The sequence below is a fragment of the Luteococcus japonicus genome, from assembly GCF_003752415.1.
Taxonomy (GTDB): domain Bacteria; phylum Actinomycetota; class Actinomycetes; order Propionibacteriales; family Propionibacteriaceae; genus Luteococcus; species Luteococcus japonicus.
Genome location: NZ_RKHG01000001.1, coordinates 967665 through 984731, shown reverse-complemented (window position 1 = coordinate 984731; position 17067 = coordinate 967665). Strand labels below are relative to the sequence as shown.

Annotated in this window: 17 protein-coding genes; 11 read left to right on the top strand and 6 right to left on the bottom strand. The window is 67.6% G+C overall.

Going from position 1 to position 17067, the window contains the following annotated elements; all coding sequences use genetic code 11:
* Positions 1 to 82: 82 nt before the first annotated feature.
* Together EDD41_RS04825 and EDD41_RS04820 are read right to left on the bottom strand one after the other, a co-directional pair.
* Complete coding sequence (locus tag EDD41_RS04825; RefSeq protein ID WP_123575144.1) at positions 83 to 1234, bottom strand: M23 family metallopeptidase; 1152 nt, start codon at positions 1232 to 1234, stop codon at positions 83 to 85.
* A 196-nt stretch (positions 1235 to 1430) separates the two neighbouring features.
* Positions 1431 to 3155, bottom strand: a complete 1725-nt coding sequence (locus EDD41_RS04820) for a hypothetical protein (RefSeq protein ID WP_123575143.1) — start codon at positions 3153 to 3155, stop codon at positions 1431 to 1433.
* A 228-nt stretch (positions 3156 to 3383) separates the two neighbouring features.
* Between EDD41_RS04820 and EDD41_RS04815 the strand changes: the two genes are divergently transcribed.
* From EDD41_RS04815 to EDD41_RS04775, 10 genes are all read left to right on the top strand, one after another.
* Positions 3384 to 4622: a cell division protein PerM gene (locus EDD41_RS04815; RefSeq protein WP_148060473.1), complete on the top strand. Its 1239-nt coding sequence runs from the start codon at positions 3384 to 3386 to the stop codon at positions 4620 to 4622.
* 63 nt (positions 4623 to 4685) lie between these two features.
* Positions 4686 to 5024, top strand: coding sequence for a PadR family transcriptional regulator (locus EDD41_RS04810; protein WP_123575141.1), 339 nt, complete (start codon positions 4686 to 4688; stop codon positions 5022 to 5024).
* Between the two features lie 182 nt (positions 5025 to 5206).
* The gene (locus EDD41_RS16785) at positions 5207 to 5368 is read left to right on the top strand and encodes a hypothetical protein (RefSeq protein WP_170165249.1); all 162 of its coding nucleotides are present in this window, start codon (positions 5207 to 5209) and stop codon (positions 5366 to 5368) included.
* Positions 5369 to 5386: 18 nt separating this feature from the next.
* Entirely contained in the window at positions 5387 to 5890 is a 504-nt protein-coding gene (locus EDD41_RS04805; RefSeq protein ID WP_148060472.1) for a hypothetical protein, read from the top strand.
* A complete protein-coding gene (purN, locus tag EDD41_RS04800; protein ID WP_094763930.1) occupies positions 5887 to 6471 on the top strand; it encodes a phosphoribosylglycinamide formyltransferase in 585 nt (194 codons plus the stop codon). Before EDD41_RS04805 ends, purN begins: the two co-directional genes overlap by 4 nt.
* Before the next feature lie 61 nt (positions 6472 to 6532).
* Entirely contained in the window at positions 6533 to 8080 is a 1548-nt protein-coding gene (gene purH, locus EDD41_RS04795) for a bifunctional phosphoribosylaminoimidazolecarboxamide formyltransferase/IMP cyclohydrolase (RefSeq protein ID WP_123575139.1), read from the top strand.
* A 136-nt stretch (positions 8081 to 8216) separates the two neighbouring features.
* On the top strand, positions 8217 to 9074 hold the full coding sequence (locus tag EDD41_RS04790) for a bifunctional methylenetetrahydrofolate dehydrogenase/methenyltetrahydrofolate cyclohydrolase (RefSeq protein ID WP_123575138.1): 858 nt from the start codon (positions 8217 to 8219) through the stop codon (positions 9072 to 9074).
* A 2-nt stretch (positions 9075 to 9076) separates the two neighbouring features.
* Positions 9077 to 9418 (top strand): DUF3017 domain-containing protein, encoded by a 342-nt coding sequence (locus tag EDD41_RS04785; protein WP_123575137.1) that lies wholly within the window; start codon positions 9077 to 9079, stop codon positions 9416 to 9418.
* Positions 9419 to 9554: 136 nt separating this feature from the next.
* The gene (locus EDD41_RS04780) at positions 9555 to 10541 is read left to right on the top strand and encodes a malate dehydrogenase (RefSeq protein ID WP_123575136.1); all 987 of its coding nucleotides are present in this window, start codon (positions 9555 to 9557) and stop codon (positions 10539 to 10541) included.
* A gap of 536 nt (positions 10542 to 11077) precedes the next feature.
* The gene (locus EDD41_RS04775; RefSeq protein ID WP_123575135.1) at positions 11078 to 11425 is read left to right on the top strand and encodes a hypothetical protein; all 348 of its coding nucleotides are present in this window, start codon (positions 11078 to 11080) and stop codon (positions 11423 to 11425) included.
* Between the two features lie 344 nt (positions 11426 to 11769).
* Here the strand turns inward: EDD41_RS04775 and EDD41_RS04770 are convergent, their stop codons facing one another.
* The 4 genes from EDD41_RS04770 to purU all read right to left on the bottom strand — a co-directional run bounded on the left by EDD41_RS04770 (position 11770) and on the right by purU (position 16414).
* The gene (locus tag EDD41_RS04770) at positions 11770 to 13044 is read right to left on the bottom strand and encodes an integrase core domain-containing protein (protein WP_123575134.1); all 1275 of its coding nucleotides are present in this window, start codon (positions 13042 to 13044) and stop codon (positions 11770 to 11772) included.
* 214 nt (positions 13045 to 13258) lie between these two features.
* Positions 13259 to 14911, bottom strand: coding sequence for a solute symporter family protein (locus EDD41_RS04765; protein ID WP_094764351.1), 1653 nt, complete (start codon positions 14909 to 14911; stop codon positions 13259 to 13261).
* A complete protein-coding gene (locus tag EDD41_RS04760) occupies positions 14908 to 15369 on the bottom strand; it encodes a DUF485 domain-containing protein (RefSeq protein ID WP_094764352.1) in 462 nt (153 codons plus the stop codon). The genes EDD41_RS04765 and EDD41_RS04760 overlap by 4 nt, the downstream gene beginning before the upstream one ends.
* 190 nt (positions 15370 to 15559) lie before the next feature.
* Positions 15560 to 16414: a formyltetrahydrofolate deformylase gene (gene purU / locus EDD41_RS04755; protein ID WP_123575133.1), complete on the bottom strand. Its 855-nt coding sequence runs from the start codon at positions 16412 to 16414 to the stop codon at positions 15560 to 15562.
* Between the two features lie 30 nt (positions 16415 to 16444).
* Between purU and EDD41_RS04750 the strand changes: the two genes are divergently transcribed.
* Positions 16445 to 17050, top strand: coding sequence for a hypothetical protein (locus EDD41_RS04750; RefSeq protein ID WP_123575132.1), 606 nt, complete (start codon positions 16445 to 16447; stop codon positions 17048 to 17050).
* The last annotated feature ends 17 nt before the right edge of the window (positions 17051 to 17067 follow it).

Genomic DNA, 17067 nt, shown 5'->3' with positions numbered 1-17067 from the left:
CCACTGGCGCCCCGCAGCAGAATGTCAGGATACGACGAAGGCCCCCGGAAGTCCGGGGGCCTTCGTCACGATCTGGGACTGCTCAGAGGTGCACACCGAGCGTCAGCAGGAAGGTGCGCGGGTCCTTGGACGAGTAGACGTCGCCCGGGGTGGTGCCCTGCGGATAGTACTCGAAGTGCAGGTGCGGACCGAAGGTGCGACCCTTCATACCGACATATCCGATGACGGTGCCGGCCTTGACCACCTGACCGGGCTGGACCGTGTACTGGCTCATGTGGGCGTACAGCGTCGAGTTGCCGTTGGCGTGGTGCAGCACGAGGGCACTGTCGCCAGCCCAGCCCTGGCAGCCACCGCAGTTGGTGGCCGCGACGCCGTCAGCGACGGCGCGGATCGGGGTGCCGACGGGAGCGGGCAGGTCCTGACCGGTGTGCCAGCGGGACCACGAGCCGTACTGGCCCCACGTGGCGCCGACGCTGTACTGGCCAGCGGCGATCGGGGTGGAGCCGCCACTGCCGGTGACGGCGCCGGAGGCAGCCGACGGGGCTGACGGAGTGGAAGCCTTCTTCTTGGCGACGTCCTCCGCCGCCTTCTTCTTGGCTTCGGCCTCCTTCATGCCCTGCTTCTTCAGCAGCCCCTCGGCCTTCTTCTTCTCCTCGGCGATGCGTCCGGCCTCGGCCTTGACACGCTTGAGGTCGGCCTCGATCTGGTCTCCACGGTTCTCGGCGCCGGCATCGGTGGCCTCGGAGGTGACGGTCTCGTTGATGTCGTCCAGCGAGTCCTGCCGAACGCCCGCATCCTCCGCGGCGACGGCCTTGCTCAGCTCGGTACGAGCAGCATTACGGGTGATGCTGGTACGGCCGGCGAATGCAGCCAGGGTGCCATTGGTCTGGCCCTGTACTTTGCGGGCCTGCGCCACCTGGGACTGGACCTGCTGCTCGATGCTCAGGGCATCGGGAGCGGCGACGGCGCGGGTGATGTCCTTGGCCTGCTTGTCGGTCGAGACGGCCGAGGTGTCCACTCGTTGGGAACTGGCCGAGGCGGTGGCCACGACCCCGCCGATGGTCATCAGGCCCAGCGTGCTCACGGCGAGCGCGGCGAGGCTGCGCTTCATCACTCCGGTGGTGGGCTCCTCCTCTGCAGTGTCGAGAACACTGTCGAAGTCCAGTTCGTCGGGGGTCTCCGACACCTCCAGCGCGCGCTTTGCGCGAACCTTGCGGAACGGGGTGTGGGACACGGTTCTCCTAGAACATGGACGACTCAAGAAATCATACGCCGCGGGCTGAATCCCTCCAGCGGCGCTTGTGGAGGGGCGGATGGGGTCATCCGTACCTCTGTTGCTAACAAACCTTAGCATTTCTCAGGAAATGGTCACAATCCTGAGGGTGTGAGGTACCTCACCCTGTCTCGGGAAGGCCCCCCCATTGAATGCCTCACTCCTGCGTGGCACGTTCCGCTGCTCGCACGGCGATGGCGACGAAACGCTTGTCGCCCAGGTCATAGGAGGCGCTCGGATTGCTCACCAGGTAGACGACCTTGTTGCCGACGGAGACCACCGCGGTGCGGAACCGCGCTGTCTCCGTGCCGCCCATCGCCTGCTGGACCAGAGCGGTTTCACCCGCGATCGGAGTCTGCTTGTTGAAGGGGCTCGAGACCTTGCCGAACTCGGAGACCTTGGCCGTCTCCAGCCGCTTCTCGCAGTTGCGCAGATTCTTCTGCAGCGTCCCGGCGAAGTCCTTGGCGGCCTTCTCGTCCTTGAGGGTCAGGACCACCTCGTCGATGCCGAAGGTCTGCGGGGCGGCATTGTCCTGGGTCATCAGGTAGGTGCGCTGCTCCCGCTTCGTGGGGCCGGGGACGGAGGCCAGTGTCGTGTTCTCGCACTGGCTGCCCTTGGTGGTGACACTGCTCGTGTCGGTGCTGGTCCACAGACCCGCCCCCTTGGTGACACGTGGCAGGTCCGAAGGGATGAGCCAGCCGGGGGTTCCGGTGGGCGGCGGGATCGTGGCGCGGGTGGAGGGCTGCTGGGCGCACTCTCCCCCCGAGCTCGCACACTGGCGGTTCATGGCCGGTGCCGCGCCCTTCAGCACGTCCGCGACGCGAAGGGGGCTGTTCACCTGACTGATGTCATAGGCATGCACCACGGTGCCACTGCGGCTGAGCAGGATCGTGTGGTTCTCGTCCACCAGGTCCTGCAGCACTGCGGTGAGGGCGGTGGACTCGTCGCCGAAGCCGGTGACGGCATCCGAACGCATGATCCAGGTGGGCACGTCGCCACAGGTGGCGAGGTTGGCAGCCTTGGCGGCGAAGGCATTGCGGGCATCTGCGGCCGTGGCGTAGGCGTCGATCTGGTGCAGGGCGGCCAGGCCCTTCGTGGACGTCGTGGTCAGGGTCCGCTGCCGGGTCAGGGTGGGGTTCGGCTGGCCATCAGTGCTGTTCTGGCAGAAGACGCGACGGGTGGTGGGCGTCAGCTTGTCGAGGGTCTGGGAGACCTGCCAGCCGGCCTTGGGGGCGATCTTCTCCATGTCGTTGACGGTGAGCAGGTCTGCATCGTCCACCACGGGCGGGGTGCTCACGCTGGGGGTGGGGGAGGGCGTGACGACGATCGGGGACTTGCGCGTACCGGAGTAGACCAGTCCGAAGACGACCAGGGTCAGGGCCAGGGCACCGGCGATCCACGGGATCATCCGCGTCCAGGAGCGCGGCGCATCGTCGTGGGTGGCGAAGGTGTCCTCGGGATAGCTCTCCGGCGCGTGGTCCAGGCTGGCCCCGGGCACGTCGTGGCGCGCCAGGGCGGCTCGGGCGCCGGCCACGGCGGCCGCCTGCTCGGTGCTCAGTGCCGGGCTCTCGAGCTCGGCGGGATTCTCGTCGGGCGTGACGGGTGCGGCCTCGTCGAAGACGTCGACGGGCTCGGCCTCGGGCAGGACCTCTGGCTCGGGCGGGGCCAGGGCGCCGACCACCTCGGAGGTTCGCACGTCGTCACCGACGGCGGGGCGCATCCAGGCGCTGTGGTCCGGCTCGGCAGCCGTTTGCGGCTCTTCGGCTGGGGTAGTCTCGGAGCCGCTTTCGGGGGTTAGGGCCGCGGTGGTCTCCTCGGGCTCGACGATCTGCCCGTCCTCGACCTCTTCTGGTCGGGGCTGCTCGTGGTGTTCGTCGGTCACGCGGATCCTCCGGGTGTATCGGGCTCTTCGGGAGTGGGCCTTGCGGTTCTATGAGGCTCGTCCGGAGTTTACCTGCCGCAGTGGTGTGCGGCGATTCCGCGTCGGTGAGTTCTCAGGAGAGGTGGGGCGATGGTGGACGTGCCGGGCAGGCGTTGTGGCAGGAACGAGCGCGCGGGACGAGGCACTCGTCGCCCCAGGTTGATGCGCCATGACTCGCATGGTGACGGGGTGCCGGTCGTGTCCCTGATGCCCTGGCCGGTGCTGACTGCCCTGGCGGCCGTGGTGACGGTCGTGGCCGGTCTGGTCCCGCCGATTGCGCTGGCATCCGTGGGCTGGGCCCAGGCCCCCGACATTGGTTTCTGGTCGATGATCGCACTGGGAACCCGAGGCTGGCTGTTGGCCCATGGCGCGGGAGTACCCATCGCGAGCGGCACCCTGACCATCGTTCCGTTGGGAGTGACCGCCCTGGCCCTGCTCACCGGCAGCGGCGTGGCCGGGCTGGCAGCCGCCCAGGCGCGTCAGGAGGCGGCCATTGAACTGTCCCAGCGGGAACGCCGCGCCCTTGCGCTGCGCGTCGGTGGGGTCTTCGCAGCTGCCTACGTGGTGTGCATCCTGTTCGCGTCGGCGCTGACCGACACCGCGAACCAGACGGGGCGTGCGCTGCTCGGCGGCCTCCTCGTCGGGCTGGTCAGCGGGGTCGTCGGTGCCGGACGCGCCGTCGACTGGCATCCCACCGCGTGGTGGCCCGAATGGGCCAAGGCTGTTCCGCGGGCCGTGCTGGCCGCCCTGTCGGTGATGATCGCCACCGGTGCCGTCGTCGGCCTCGTGGCGCTTTTGCGTCAGCGGCACCATGTGATGGCGCTGCACGAGGCGCTGGTGCCAGGCACGGCCGGCGGCATCGTCCTGTTGCTCCTCCAGCTGGCATGGCTGCCCAATCTGGTGCTCTGGTGTGGCTCATGGGCTCTCGGTGCCGGTTTCAGCATGGGCACGGGGAGCCTCGTCTCCCCGGCGCACAACCTGACCGGGATGCTGCCCGCGATCCCTGTCCTGGGAGCGATTGGGCCCAATGGTCCCGGCCCGCGCCCCACCCTCCTGTGGCTGCTTTCAGGGGTCCTGGCCGGTGGAATCGCCGCGGCGGTGGTGGTGCGCTCCCGTCGCGCGGCCCGCTTCGACGAGACGGCGCTGGTGGGTGGGCTGGCTGGAGTGCTCGCGGGGCTGTCCTTCTGGCTGCTGGCGCTGACAAGCAATGGAAACCTCGGTGGCGCGCGGCTGGTGGGCGTGGGGGCTCGGTTGTTGCCGCTCCTGGTGATGGCGCCCACCGTGATGGGCATCTCGGGACTGACCACGGGGCTGGCACTGGGCTGGATTCGCGCCGTGCGCGCTCCGCGGGATGCTTCGGACGTGGTCGCGTCCGGTGAAGAGGAAGCCCTGTCCGAGCCGCAGGACGACGTCGAACCGATCGACTGACGAAAGCGGCGTCCCACGTCCCCGGCCTTGCGACGTAGCTAGGTAGAAGTCATACCTAGATGCATGGGTGAAACACAGCGATGGCCAAATGCCTGGGTCCGCGCGGGTCTTGACCTCGCAATCCTGCAGGGCGAGGCCCTGCACGGCTATGCCATTGCCGCGGAACTGGAGCGCTGCGGTCTGGGGAGGTTGAAGGGGGGTTCGCTCTACCCGACGCTGGGCAAGCTGGAGCAGGCGAGGCTCGTGGAGGCCGTGTGGTTGCCAGGGGAGTCCGGGCCCGGACGCAAGGCCTACACCCTCACCCTTGCTGGACGCGATGAACGCTCGCGACTGGCGGAAGGCTGGCGAGACCTCAGCGACACCCTCGTCGCACTGGGGCAGCCCGCAAGGACGGAGCAGTGATGGGAAGGACGGAGCAGTGATGGGCATGGACGTACGCGACCTGGTGCGGGAGTTCGACGGGCTCGACGGCCGCCCGGAAGACGGCCACTGGGCTGCCCGCGTGCTGATGAAGCTCACCTGGGCGGGGCTCGACGCACACGTGACCCAACGGCTTCTCGAACAGGCGCTGGACGAGGATGGGTGTGGCCCCGGTTGCGTTCGCCAGCATTCGGGAGGCGCTGTTGCGGCGGCTTCGCGCCGTGGTGGCCTGGGTCGCCGCGATTGGGGTGGCGGTGGTGGGCATCACCGCCACCGTCTTCTGCTTCATGCGCGGCCGGGCAGCCGCGCGCCGCGGCCCCGGCTGATGGGTGGCAGAGGCCGTCGTGTTTTTCCTGCTTGCCTGGATGGCCGGCCGTCTGGTTCCGGAAGCGGCGCCCCGCTTCGTGCGAACCCGGGGCGGGTCCCGGATAGACGACCAGGAATGGTTGGCGCTGGCACGTCTCGGCTTGCGGGAGCGGGAGGAACTCACCGTGCACCAGATCGAGCAGCACCTGGACGAGGCTGTCGCCCATGCACGCGACGGTCGGACGAGCCTGGCGGAGGAGTTCGGCAATCCGCTCGGCTACGCGCGTTCCCTGCCGGGCGATGACCTGGTGATCGCCCGTCGCACGGTGGTGATCAAGACCCTCCTCGCCGTGTGCTTGTTGCTGGCGGTCAGCGGTTGGGAGTGGACCTCGTCGCTGTGGGGCAGTGCCTGGCGTGGCGCGATCCTGGCGCTGGTGGGCGTGGAGTGCGTGGGGGCGTGGCGGGGCTGGCTCGGTCTTCGTCGTGCGCCGGTCCTGACACGCCCGGGGCATCGGCCGCGGGCCGATAGGGTGTGTGGGTGACCTATCGCGTGCTCGTCCTGGTGTCCGGAAGCGGAACCCTGCTGCAGTCCCTGATCGACGCACGCGAAGATGGACGTCTGGCGGCCGAGCTGGTGGCCGTCGGGGCCGATGTCGAATGCGCGGGAATCGACCGTGCCAGGACGGCGGGCATCAGCACCTTCGTGCACCCAATGCCCACCCTGCTGCGCCGTGGCACACCCGAGCGACTGGCATGGGACTCCGCGTTGGCCGGCCGGATCGCGGAGTACCGGCCGGACCTGATCGTCTCGGCAGGCTTCATGAAGTTGCTCGACGAGCCCTGCATGGCCCGCTTCGGTGACCGGATCATCAACACCCATCCCGCGCTGCTGCCGCACTTCCCGGGCGCCCACGCGGTCCGTGACGCCCTGGCCGCCGGCGCCACCACCACCGGCGCGTCGATCTTCTGGGTCAACGACGGCGTCGACACCGGAGAACTCATCACCCAGGAGTCCGTCGAGGTGCTCCCCACCGATGACGAGGCGACCCTGCACGAACGCATCAAGGTCGTCGAGCGTCGCCTGCTGGTCGACGTCGTCAACCAGCTCGCCGCCCAGCACTGAGCGGCCCCACGATTCTGTCCACGGCACGAAACATTCAGGAGAAGCAGTGAGTGACAACCGAATGCCCATCAAGCGCGCGCTGGTGAGCGTCTACGACAAGACGGGTCTCGAGGACCTCGGCAAGGCCCTGGCCGAGGCTGGCGTGGAGCTGGTGAGCACCGGCGGTTCGTACAAGGAGCTCGTCGACGCAGGACTCCAGGTCACCGAGGTGGCCGAGCTGACCGGATTCCCCGAATGCCTCGACGGACGCGTCAAGACCCTGCACCCCAAGGTGCATGCCGGCATCCTGGCCGATCGTCGCCTCGAGAACCACCGCAAGCAGCTCGACGAGATGGGCATCGCCGCCTTCGACCTGGTGGTGAGCAACCTGTACCCGTTCACCCAGACCGTCGCCAGTGGCGCCAGCGTCGACGAGTGCGTGGAGCAGATCGACATCGGCGGCCCCTCCATGGTGCGCGCCGCCGCGAAGAACCACCCGAGCGTCGCCATCGTCACCTCGCCCGACCAGTACGACGAGCTGAAGCGCGCCGTCGCCGAGGGCGGCTACACCCTGGAGGAGCGCAAGGCCCTGGCCGCCGCCGCCTTCAAGCACACCGCGAACTACGACATGGCCGTGGCCGGCTGGATGGGTGCCGTGCTCACCGACGGCACCGAGGGCACCGGCTTCCCCGGTTGGGTTGCGGGCAGCTACGAGCGCCTCGACGTGCTGCGCTATGGCGAGAACAGCCACCAGCAGGCCGCGCTGTACAAGACGAACTTCGGCTCCGAGGGCCTGGCCACCGCCGAGCAGCTGGGCGGCAAGGCGATGAGCTACAACAACTACGTCGACACCAATGCCGCGCACCGTGCCGCCTACGACTTCGAGCAGCCGGCCGTGGCCATCATCAAGCACGCCAACCCGTGCGGCATCGCCACCGGCGCAGACATTGCGGAGGCCCACCGCAAGGCCCACGCGTGCGACTCGCTGAGCGCCTTCGGTGGCGTCATTGCCGCCAACCAGACCGTGACCAAGGCCATGGCCGAGCAGGTCAGGCCGATCTTCACCGAGGTGATCGTCGCCCCCGACTACGAGCCCGAGGCGCTGGAGATCCTGCAGACCAAGAAGAACCTGCGCATCCTCAAGTGTGGCGCGCCCGCCCGCGGTGGCGTCGAGACCCGCGAGATCGACGGCGGCATGCTGATGCAGCAGATGGACGTACTGCAGGCCGAGGGTGACCAGCCCACCAACTGGACCCTGGCCGCCGGTGAGGCCGCCGACGAGCAGACCCTGGCCGACCTGGCCTTCGCCTGGAAGGCCTGCCGCTCGGTGAAGTCGAATGCCATCCTGCTGGCCAGCGACGGCGCCTCCGTGGGCGTCGGCATGGGCCAGGTGAACCGCGTCGACAGCTGCAAGCTGGCCGTCGAGCGCGCCGGGGAGCGTGCCAAGGGCTCGGTGGCGGCCTCCGATGCCTTCTTCCCCTTCAGTGACGGCCCGCAGATCCTGATCGACGGGGGAGTCAAGGCCATCGTGCAGCCCGGCGGCTCGATCCGTGACGAGGAGACCGTCGAGCTCTGCAAGAGCAAGGGCGTCACGCTCTACTTCACCGGCACCCGCCACTTCTTCCACTGATTCATCCACCAAGGGGGACGATCCCCCCCTGAACCCCCTGCGCGGAGCGCGGCGTCGGATGTCCTCGCAAGCTCGGACACGCCCCCTGCGCTCCGCGGGGGAGTGTTCTGATCCTCCCAACCCAAGGAGATAGAGAATGACTGCAGAACGCATTGACGGCAAGGCCGTCGCCGCACAGATCAAGGATGAGCTGAAGGTGCGCGTTGACGCGCTGCGCGCCAAGGGCGTCGTGCCCGGGCTGGGCACCGTGCTGGTGGGCGCCGATCCCGGCAGCCAGATCTACGTCGGTGGCAAGCACAAGGACTGCGCCCAGGTGGGCATCGAGTCGATCCGGGTGGACCTGCCCGAGGACACCACCCAGGCGCAGCTCGACGAGGCCATCCAGGCGCTCAACGACAACCCGGCCTGCACCGGCTACATCGTGCAGCTGCCGCTGCCCAAGCACCTGGACGAGCACCGCGCGCTGTCGCTGATCGACCCCGACAAGGATGCCGACGGCCTGGCCCCGGCCAGCCTCGGCAAGCTGGTGCTCACCGAGCCCGGCCCGTTGCCCTGCACGCCGCGCGGCATTGTTGAACTGCTGAACCGCTACGAGGTGCCGCTGTCGGGCGCCGAGGTCTGCGTCGTCGGGCGTGGCACCACGGTGGGTCGTCCGCTCGGCCTGCTGCTCACCCGCAAGAGCGAGAACGCGACGGTCACCCTGTGCCACACCGGCACCAAGGACCTGGCCGCCCACACCCGTGCGGCGGACATCGTGATCGCCGCCGTCGGCCGCGCCGGCTTCCTCACCGCCGACATGGTCAAGCCCGGCGCCGTCGTGATCGACGTCGGTGTCAGCCGCGTCGACGGCAAGCCCGTCGGCGACGTGGCTGCCGACGTCTGGGAGGTCGCCTCCAAGGTGACGCCCAACCCCGGCGGTGTGGGCCCGATGACCCGCGCGATGCTGCTGAGCAATGTGGTGGACCGCGCCGAGCAGCTGGCCGACCAGGACTGACCATGCCGTCGAGCACCGAGCAGCACGAGCGTGACACGGCGCTGGCCAGGGCACGTGCCGTGGCCAGCGGCCGTTCCTTGAACCAGTGGCCGCTCGCTCTCGTGCTGGCCTGCTTGGGGATGGCGCTCGGGATCACCGCCACGGGGCACTGGCGTCGTGGCGCCTTCGCGATCGGCTGCAGCGTCCTGCTCGGCGGTCTTCTGCGGGCCGTGCTGCCCAGCCGGGTGGCCGGCCTGCTGGCCGTGCGCAGCCGTTGGTTCGACACGGCATTGCTCCTCCTGGTGGGTGGGGCAATGCTGGTGATCACGCTTGTGGTGCCGCACACCAAGCCAGGGATGGGCTGAACCCGGACAAGGGGTGGGGGCGGGTACCCCCGCGATCAGTGCTCCTCCTAGACTGGCTCGAAGAGCACAGATCGCCGGGCCCGGACATTCTCGTCACGGCTCCTCGGTGAGACAGACCAAGAGTGAGGAAATTACCGTGAAGCAGACCCCCATCAAGGTTGCAGTCACCGGCGCCGCCGGTCAGATCTGCTACAGCCTGCTGTTCCGCATCGCCAGCGGCGCGGTGCTGGGCGACGCCCCGATCGAGCTTCGCCTGCTGGAGATCCCGCAGGCCATGAAGGCCCTCGAGGGCGTCGTGATGGAGCTCGACGACTGCGCCTTCCCGAACCTGAAGAGTGTCGTCATCGGTGACGACCCCGAGAAGGTCTTCGAGGGTGCCAACATCGCCATGCTGGTGGGCGCCTTCCCGCGCAAGGCGGGCATGGAGCGCGGTGACCTGCTCTCCGCCAATGGCCGCATCTTCACCGCCCAGGGCAAGGCACTGAACAACGTTGCCGCCGACGACGTCCGCGTCCTGGTCACCGGCAACCCCGCCAACACCAACGCGATGATCGCCATGAACAATGCGCCCGACATCCCGAACGAGCGCTTCGGTGCCCTGACCCGTCTCGACCTGGACCGCTCGAAGGCTCAGGTCGGCAAGAAGCTGGGCGTGACCACCCGTCACATCGAGCGCCTGACCATCTGGGGCAACCACTCCTCGACGATGTACCCCGACCTCTTCCACGCCACCGTGGACGGCAAGCCGGTGCTGCCGGAGATCAACGACAACGAGTGGGTGGAGGAGACCTTCATCCCGAAGGTCGCCAAGCGCGGCGCCGAGATCATCGACGCCACCGGCCTGTCGAGCCGCGCCTCGGCCGCCAATGCCACAGCCTCTTGCATGCACGACTGGGAGCTGGGCACCGTCGGCGGGGACTGGACCAGCATGGGCGTCGTCTCCGACGGCTCCTACGGCGTTCCCGAGGGCCTCATCTCCTCCTTCCCGGTGCGCCACAAGGACGGCAACTGGGAGATCGTCCAGGGTCTGGAGATCAACGAGTTCAGCCGCGCCCGGATCGACGCGTCGGTCAAGGAGCTCGAGGACGAGCGCGACGCCGTCAAGGAGCTGGGCCTGATCTGATCCGGCTCACCACTGACACAGACGTGGCCGTCACCCTTCGGGGTGGCGGCCACTTCCGTGTCGTGGGCCCAGCCTCAGCCGCGGGGCGCCGACGTCGCGCCGGCTTGTGCACCTTCTGCCCCTGGGTGTCTCGTGGCGACGTGTGTCCGGGGTGCCAGGAACACGGACAGGCGCGACATGAGGGATCTGGTGCGCAAGAACTTGCCGACCTCGGGATCGGCCGTCGCGAACTTGCCACGGCCGAGAAGGGCCGTGAGCTGGTCAAGATCCGACGCGGTGTCTTGGGTTGCCAAGCGTCCGCTGAGTGTGCGCGAACGTCACCAGCAGGACGTCCGGGCTGCACTGGCTGGGCGAGCCGACGGGCGGTGGTCTCCCACCTCAGTGCGGCCGCCTTCCACGGGCTCCCCTTGCCGTCGAAGCTCGACACGGTCTGGCTCACGCGCCCCGGGCGCCGTGGCGGTGGTCACCACCGGACTGGGATCCAGGTGGTGAGGGCTCCGTTGCAGGTTTCGGAATGGGGTTGGCAGGAGAATCTCATGGTCACCACCATGGATCGAACGACCATCGACATCGCCCGCAATGAGTCCTTCGTGATGGGCGTCATGGTGGCGGATGCTGCCATGGGGGGCGGATGCACGCCCGGGCAGCTGCGGCCTGCGCTGGAACGAGCCCGACGCTGGCCGGGAATGGCGAAGGCCCGGCAGGTCGTCGATTTCGCCGATGTACGCAGCGAATCCCCCTATGAGTCCTGGATGCGGGTGCTCCTCAGCGAGCTTGACCTGGGTGAGCTCACACCCCAGCTCGTGATCAACGACGAGCACGGCAATTTCGTGGCTCGCGTCGATGGAGCCCCTGGAAGACCGGAAGGTGGCCTTCGAATATGAAGGGGAAGCAAGTGCGACGAGCTTCTGCAGCCGGGTCAGCGCCCGCAGGATGCCTTCCGAGCCGATAAGGAGCGGGACCGCAAGCTCAACCGGCTGGGTTGGTGGACCTGCCACTATTCCAAGCTCGACGTCCATGACCGCTCGCGTTTCCGTCGAGTGACGGCACACCCATGGCGCGCAGTTCGTCCTTGTCCCGTTCGAAGGTGGGCTCCTTCTAGGCCCTGGAGAATGCTCGCAAGCTGCAGGGTGGAGGCCGCTGACCATGCGCCGTCTTGTGCACCTGATGCCTGGTCGTGCACATGGCGGCAGGTGTCATGTCTCATCACTTCTGGGACTCCCAGATGTCATGAAATCTGGGACAGTTTGTAGGCGCGGCTGCGGCGGTCGATGACGGGGACCAGCCGGTGGGGTGGTTGGGTGACCGAGACGTATTTGGTGGGTGATGGCCAGGGGATGCTGGCGTGGAGTTCACCGTTGTCGTCGAAGATGTCGAGCTGGCCGTCGGTTTCGACGAGGTGGACCAGTTGGTGGGCCATGCCAGGGCCGAAACCGATGCTGGTGCCCTTCCACGCGGTGCGCAGGTCCCCGCCGATAGTGCGGTCCTCGATCCGGTTCTTTGCGGGCTGGGTGGGCTGCCGCAAGGACTGGCTGTAGAGCAGGTCGAGCGGAATCGCTCGGGGCTCGGGTCCGGCCTTGGAGGCTACTTGCCAGACGGCCATGGGCGTCAGGTGATGCCCCAGGCCTTGGTGTTGGCGTTCGTGGTTGTACCAGTTCCGGTAGCCGTCCAGGGCCTGGGTGAGGTCCTGCAGGGTGGTCGGTGTGCGGGCATGGAGCCAGCGTTGCAGTGGCTGGTGAGAGCGTTCGACCTTGCCTTGGGTTTGTGGGTGGCTGACCCGCCCCGAGATCGGCCGGATCCCAAGCCCGGCTAGCCAGACCTCAGTCGCGGACAAGCGTCCGCGTCGGTGCTGGTTGAACGCCGCGCCGTTGTCGGACAACACGCTCTGAGGCGGGCCGAACGCGTCGATCCCGGATTGGAGGGCCTGCCGGGCGCCGGCCGTGGACTCGCCACCTGCCACGGCGATCAGGGCTGGGCAGAGGCGGGAATGGTCGTCGACGACGTGGTAGATGGTGACCAGCCCGATCTCAGGCAGGTGCCATTCCATGCCGTCGAGTTGCCACAGTTCGTTGGCCCTGGCTCGTCGGAAGCGACGGTACGAGGCGCGGGGACGTTTGCGGGGTGAGGGCGCTGACAGGCCTTCGCTGCGCAGGATCCGGGCGATCGTGGACCGAGACGGCAGCGGGTCCGCCTCCCGTTGAAACAGGCGCCACTCGACCGACCACGGGCCACAGTCCTTGCCCTCGGCCACCAGTTCCGCGTGGGTCACGCGTACCAGGAGACGAGTCCAGTCCGTGTAGATGGTGGCGGGATGCTTGGGCGCCCGTGACTCGGGGACCAACGCAGCGGCCAGCCCGCGTTCGGTGGCCTTGTCTCGGACTCGGTAGAACGAGGATGTCGAGATCCCCGCCCGTCGGCAGAACTCGCTGACCGAGACCTGCTCCACGTCGGGATCGAACCGGACGATCTGCTCACGAACCCGTGGCGACAATGCGCTTCCCATTCCCCCAGCGAACTGCCCCAGATGTCATGACACCCGACCGTCCCAGAAGTCATGACACCCCGGTGTCCCAGAAGTGTTGCTACATGACAGCACATGGCGGCAGGTGTGCGAGGTGCCAGGTGCACGGACAGGCGCGACGTGCGGCCGCGGGCATGGGAAGCGGCCGCCCTCCCAGGGGAGGACGGCCGCATCGGTGGTGCAGCGGTTGGACCGGTCAGTGGGCGACGGCGCCCTCGGCTCCGGCACCGGTCATGGAGCGAACCTCCATCTCGGTGTACTTCTCCGGGTTGTATTCCTTGGAGCTGATCGAACCGAGCCAGCCCAGGATGAAGCCGATGGGCACGCTGACCAGGGCCGGGTTGTCCAGCGGGAACCAGGCGAAGTCCGCATTCGGGAACATCGAGGTCTTGGTGCCGGAGACGGCCGGGGAGAAGGTGATCAGCACCAGAGCGGAGATCAGGCCACCGTAGATGGACATCACCGCGCCACGGGTGTTGAACCGCTTCCAGTACAGCGAGTACAGGATCGACGGGAGGTTGGCCGAGGCAGCAATGGCGAAGGCCAGGGCCACCAGGAAGGCGATGTTCTGGCTCTTGGCGGCGATGCCACCGACGATGGCGAGCAGGCCGATCACCACGACGGTGTTGCGGGCAACCTTGACCTCCTGGGTCGGGTCTGCATTGCCGTCCTTCATGATCGCGTTGTAGATGTCGTGCGCGAAGGAGGCGCTCGCGGTGATCGCCAGGCCCGCGACGACTGCGAGGATGGTGGCGAAGGCGATGCCGGCGATGATCGCCAGGAAGAGCGTGCCACCCAGACCCTTGCCGGGCAGCCAGAAGGCGAGTGCCGGGGCGGCCGCATTGGCCTTGCCGGGCAGGGTGTCGACGATGTCGTAACCCACCAGCCACGCGACGCCGTAACCCAGGACCATGGTGAACAGGTAGAAGGCACCGATCAGACCGATGGCCCAGGTCACCGAGCGCCGCGCCTCCTTGGCGGTCGGCACCGTGTAGAAGCGCATCAGCACGTGGGGCAGGCCGGCGGTGCCCAGCACCAGCGCGGTGGCCAGCGAGACGAAGCCCAGCTTGTTCTTGCCGTACTTGCCCATCGGCTCGGTGAGATTGTGCCAGCCCGTGGCCATGGCAGGATCGGCGGCCTTGATGGCGTCGGCTTTGCTCTGGGCATTGCCGATCAGCGTCGACAGGTTGAAGCCAGCGTGGGCCATCACCCAGACGGTCATGATGGCGGCGCCGGCGATCAGCAGGACGGCCTTGATCATCTGGACCCAGGTGGTGCCCTTCATGCCGCCGATGAGCACGTAGACGATCATCAGCAGGCCGACTAGGACGATGACCAGGTTCTGCATCATGTCGTCGGTGACGCCCAGCAGCAGGGAGACCAGGCCGCCGGCGCCGGCCATTTGGGCCAGCAGGTAGAAGAAGGAGACGGCCAGGGTGGAGATGGCGGCCGCCATGCGCACCGGCTTCTCCTGGGTACGGAAGCTGAGCACGTCGGCCATCGTGTACTTGCCGGTGTTGCGCAGCGGCTCGGCCACCAGCAGCAGGGCGACCAGCCAGGCCACCAGGAAGCCGATGGAGTAGAGCAGGCCGTCATATCCGGTCAGTGCGACGGCGCCGACGATGCCGAGGAAGGATGCTGCGGACAGGTAGTCGCCGGCGATGGCCAGGCCGTTCTGGCGGCCGTCGAAGGAGGCGCCGCCGGTGTAGAAGTCGCTGGCCTTCTTCTTCCCACCCTGGGAGACCCGGATGACGATGGTCAGCGTGACCACCACGAAGACGGCGAAGATGATGATATTGGCAATCGGGTTGCCGAGCTTGGTCTGCAGCAGGGGCAGGTAGGTGTTCATCGGGTGCCCTCCAGCTGTGCGCGAATCTTGGTGGCGATCGGGTCAAGGTTCTTGTTGGCGTGACGGATGTACAGCGCCGTGATCACGAAGGTGGTCAGGAACTGCAGCAGCCCGAGGAAGAGGCCGATGGTGACATTCCCGAACAGCGGCCTGGACATGAAACCGACCGCATAGGTGCTCAGCAGCACATAGGCGAAGTACCAGATGAGGAAGGCGGCGCTCAGAGGGAAGGCGAAGTTGCGGAAGCGCTTCTTGAGCTCCTGGAACTCGTCCGAGGCCTGCACCGCGGCGAGCTTGGCGTCATCGACGACGTAGGCGTGCGGGCCGTCCAGTTCGGGCAGCGGGTTGTGGTGTTCGGGGAGGTGACGTTCCGGGTCATCGTGCACGGGTACGTCATCGGGCAGCTGGGAAGCACGCCGGGCCTGTGGCTCCGGGCTCGGCTGATGTGGCGTTGACATTGGGCTCCTTGCATCGTCGCAGTGGTAGCTCATGCCGTCCGGTGGCAGTAGCTGGAGCAAAGCTAGCCGCAAATGTGACCGATGTCACTCGATTTGTGAGACTTGCCTCACAATTGTGCGCCCGGGTGTTGGTGGGATGTTCACCATGACGTCGAGATTCTCCGGCGAGTTTTTCACCATGCAAGGAAAATCAGCGGAAGATGATCGTCCGGTGCCCGTCCAGGAAGACCCGACGCTCCGCGAACAGCTTCACGGCTTCCGTGAGGGTGCGGCTCTCCTCGTCCTGCCCGATCGAGGTGAGCTGCGCGACGCTCTGCGAGTGGTCCACGCGCACCACGTTCTGCTCGATGATCGGCCCCTCGTCCAGGTCGCTGGTGACGAAGTGCGCCGTCGCGCCGATCAGCTTGACGCCGCGATTGTGCGCCTGGCGGTAGGGATTGGCCCCCTTGAAGCCGGGCAGGAAGGAGTGGTGGATGTTGATGGCGCGCCCGGACAGGGCCTCGCACAGTCCGGGGGAGAGGATCTGCATGTAGCGCGCCAGGACGACCAGCTCGATGTCGAATTCGTCGACCAGCTCCAGGATACGGGCCTCGAAGGCGGGCTTGGTCTCCGGGGTGACGGCGTGGTCTTCGAAGTCGATGCCGTAGAAGCCCGCGAGGCCACCCAGGTCCGGGTGGTTCGCCAGGACACGGGGGATCTCGATGTTCAGGTGTCCGCTGCGCTGGCGGAAGAGCAGGTCATTGAGGCAGTGGCCCGCCTTGGATGCCAGCACCAGGGTGCGCGTCGGCCGGGAGACCAGGTCCAGTTCCCAACTGGCGTCCAGGTCCTCGACGACGGGGGCGAGGGCAGCCTCGATGCCCGCGCGGTCCAGCACCGTGTCCAGGGTCAGGCGCATGAAGAAGCGACCCGAGTCCTCCGAGGAGAACTGCTGGCACTCGACGATGTTCCCGTCGGCCGCCACGCAGGCTCCGGAGACCGCATGGACGATGCCGGGGCGGTCGTTGCAGCCGATGGTCAGGACCCAGATCTGGTGCTCATTGCTCACCCGCCCCACAGTAGTGGCAGGCTGGTGGTCATGACCGACACCCTGTGGACCGCGGACGCCCGCAACCAACTCGCCGAACGAGCGCAGGCCGCCGCCGCCGCGCTGCAGGCACACGCTCAGGCCCTCCTGGCAATCAGCGACGAGGACTCCTATGACCTGGAGGACGCCATGCGCCAGGATGCCGAGCTCCGGACGGCCCTGCTCGGCTATGACGATGCCGCCTTCGACTACAGCGGCAGCTTCCCGATCTGCCTGACCGATGAGGACGACGAGGGCGACGAGCTGCCCGAGGAGGGGGGTTTCGAGGAGGTCACCGCTCTGAATGCCAGCTCACGGGATACCACCGCACCCGATGGCCAGGACGGCGAACCGGGCTTCGTGAGCCTGGTGATCCGGGCGGACCTCGTCGTGGTGGACCCGAAGGCGCTGGCCGACGCCGTCGCCGCCCAGCGGGGCCAGGCCTCCGCGGACATCGCGGGCAATGTGGATGCCGTGGTGGAGGACATCCTGGCCCACGAGCTGGTTCAGGTGCCCGGGCTGCAGGAGCTTCGCAAGGCGGTCTTCCCGCTGGTCACCGACGAGTTGGAGGCCCAGGAGTCCTTCGAGGCGGACCCGCTCGGCCTGCTGGTGGAATGAGCCGCCGCGGATGGCCG

Bases quoted from the DNA above. Each gene is read 5' to 3' on its own strand.
- EDD41_RS04810 (WP_123575141.1), top strand. From the start codon at position 4,686: ATGGGTGAAACACAGCGATGGCCAAATGCCTGGGTCCGCGCGGGTCTT.
- purH (WP_123575139.1), top strand. From the start codon at position 6,533: ATGCCCATCAAGCGCGCGCTGGTGAGCGTCTACGACAAGACGGGTCTC.
- EDD41_RS04790 (WP_123575138.1), top strand. From the start codon at position 8,217: ATGACTGCAGAACGCATTGACGGCAAGGCCGTCGCCGCACAGATCAAG.
- EDD41_RS04785 (WP_123575137.1), top strand. From the start codon at position 9,077: ATGCCGTCGAGCACCGAGCAGCACGAGCGTGACACGGCGCTGGCCAGG.
- EDD41_RS04775 (WP_123575135.1), top strand. From the start codon at position 11,078: ATGGTCACCACCATGGATCGAACGACCATCGACATCGCCCGCAATGAG.
- EDD41_RS04770 (WP_123575134.1), bottom strand. From the start codon at position 13,044: ATGGGAAGCGCATTGTCGCCACGGGTTCGTGAGCAGATCGTCCGGTTC.
- EDD41_RS04765 (WP_094764351.1), bottom strand. From the start codon at position 14,911: ATGAACACCTACCTGCCCCTGCTGCAGACCAAGCTCGGCAACCCGATT.
- EDD41_RS04760 (WP_094764352.1), bottom strand. From the start codon at position 15,369: ATGTCAACGCCACATCAGCCGAGCCCGGAGCCACAGGCCCGGCGTGCT.
- EDD41_RS04750 (WP_123575132.1), top strand. From the start codon at position 16,445: ATGACCGACACCCTGTGGACCGCGGACGCCCGCAACCAACTCGCCGAA.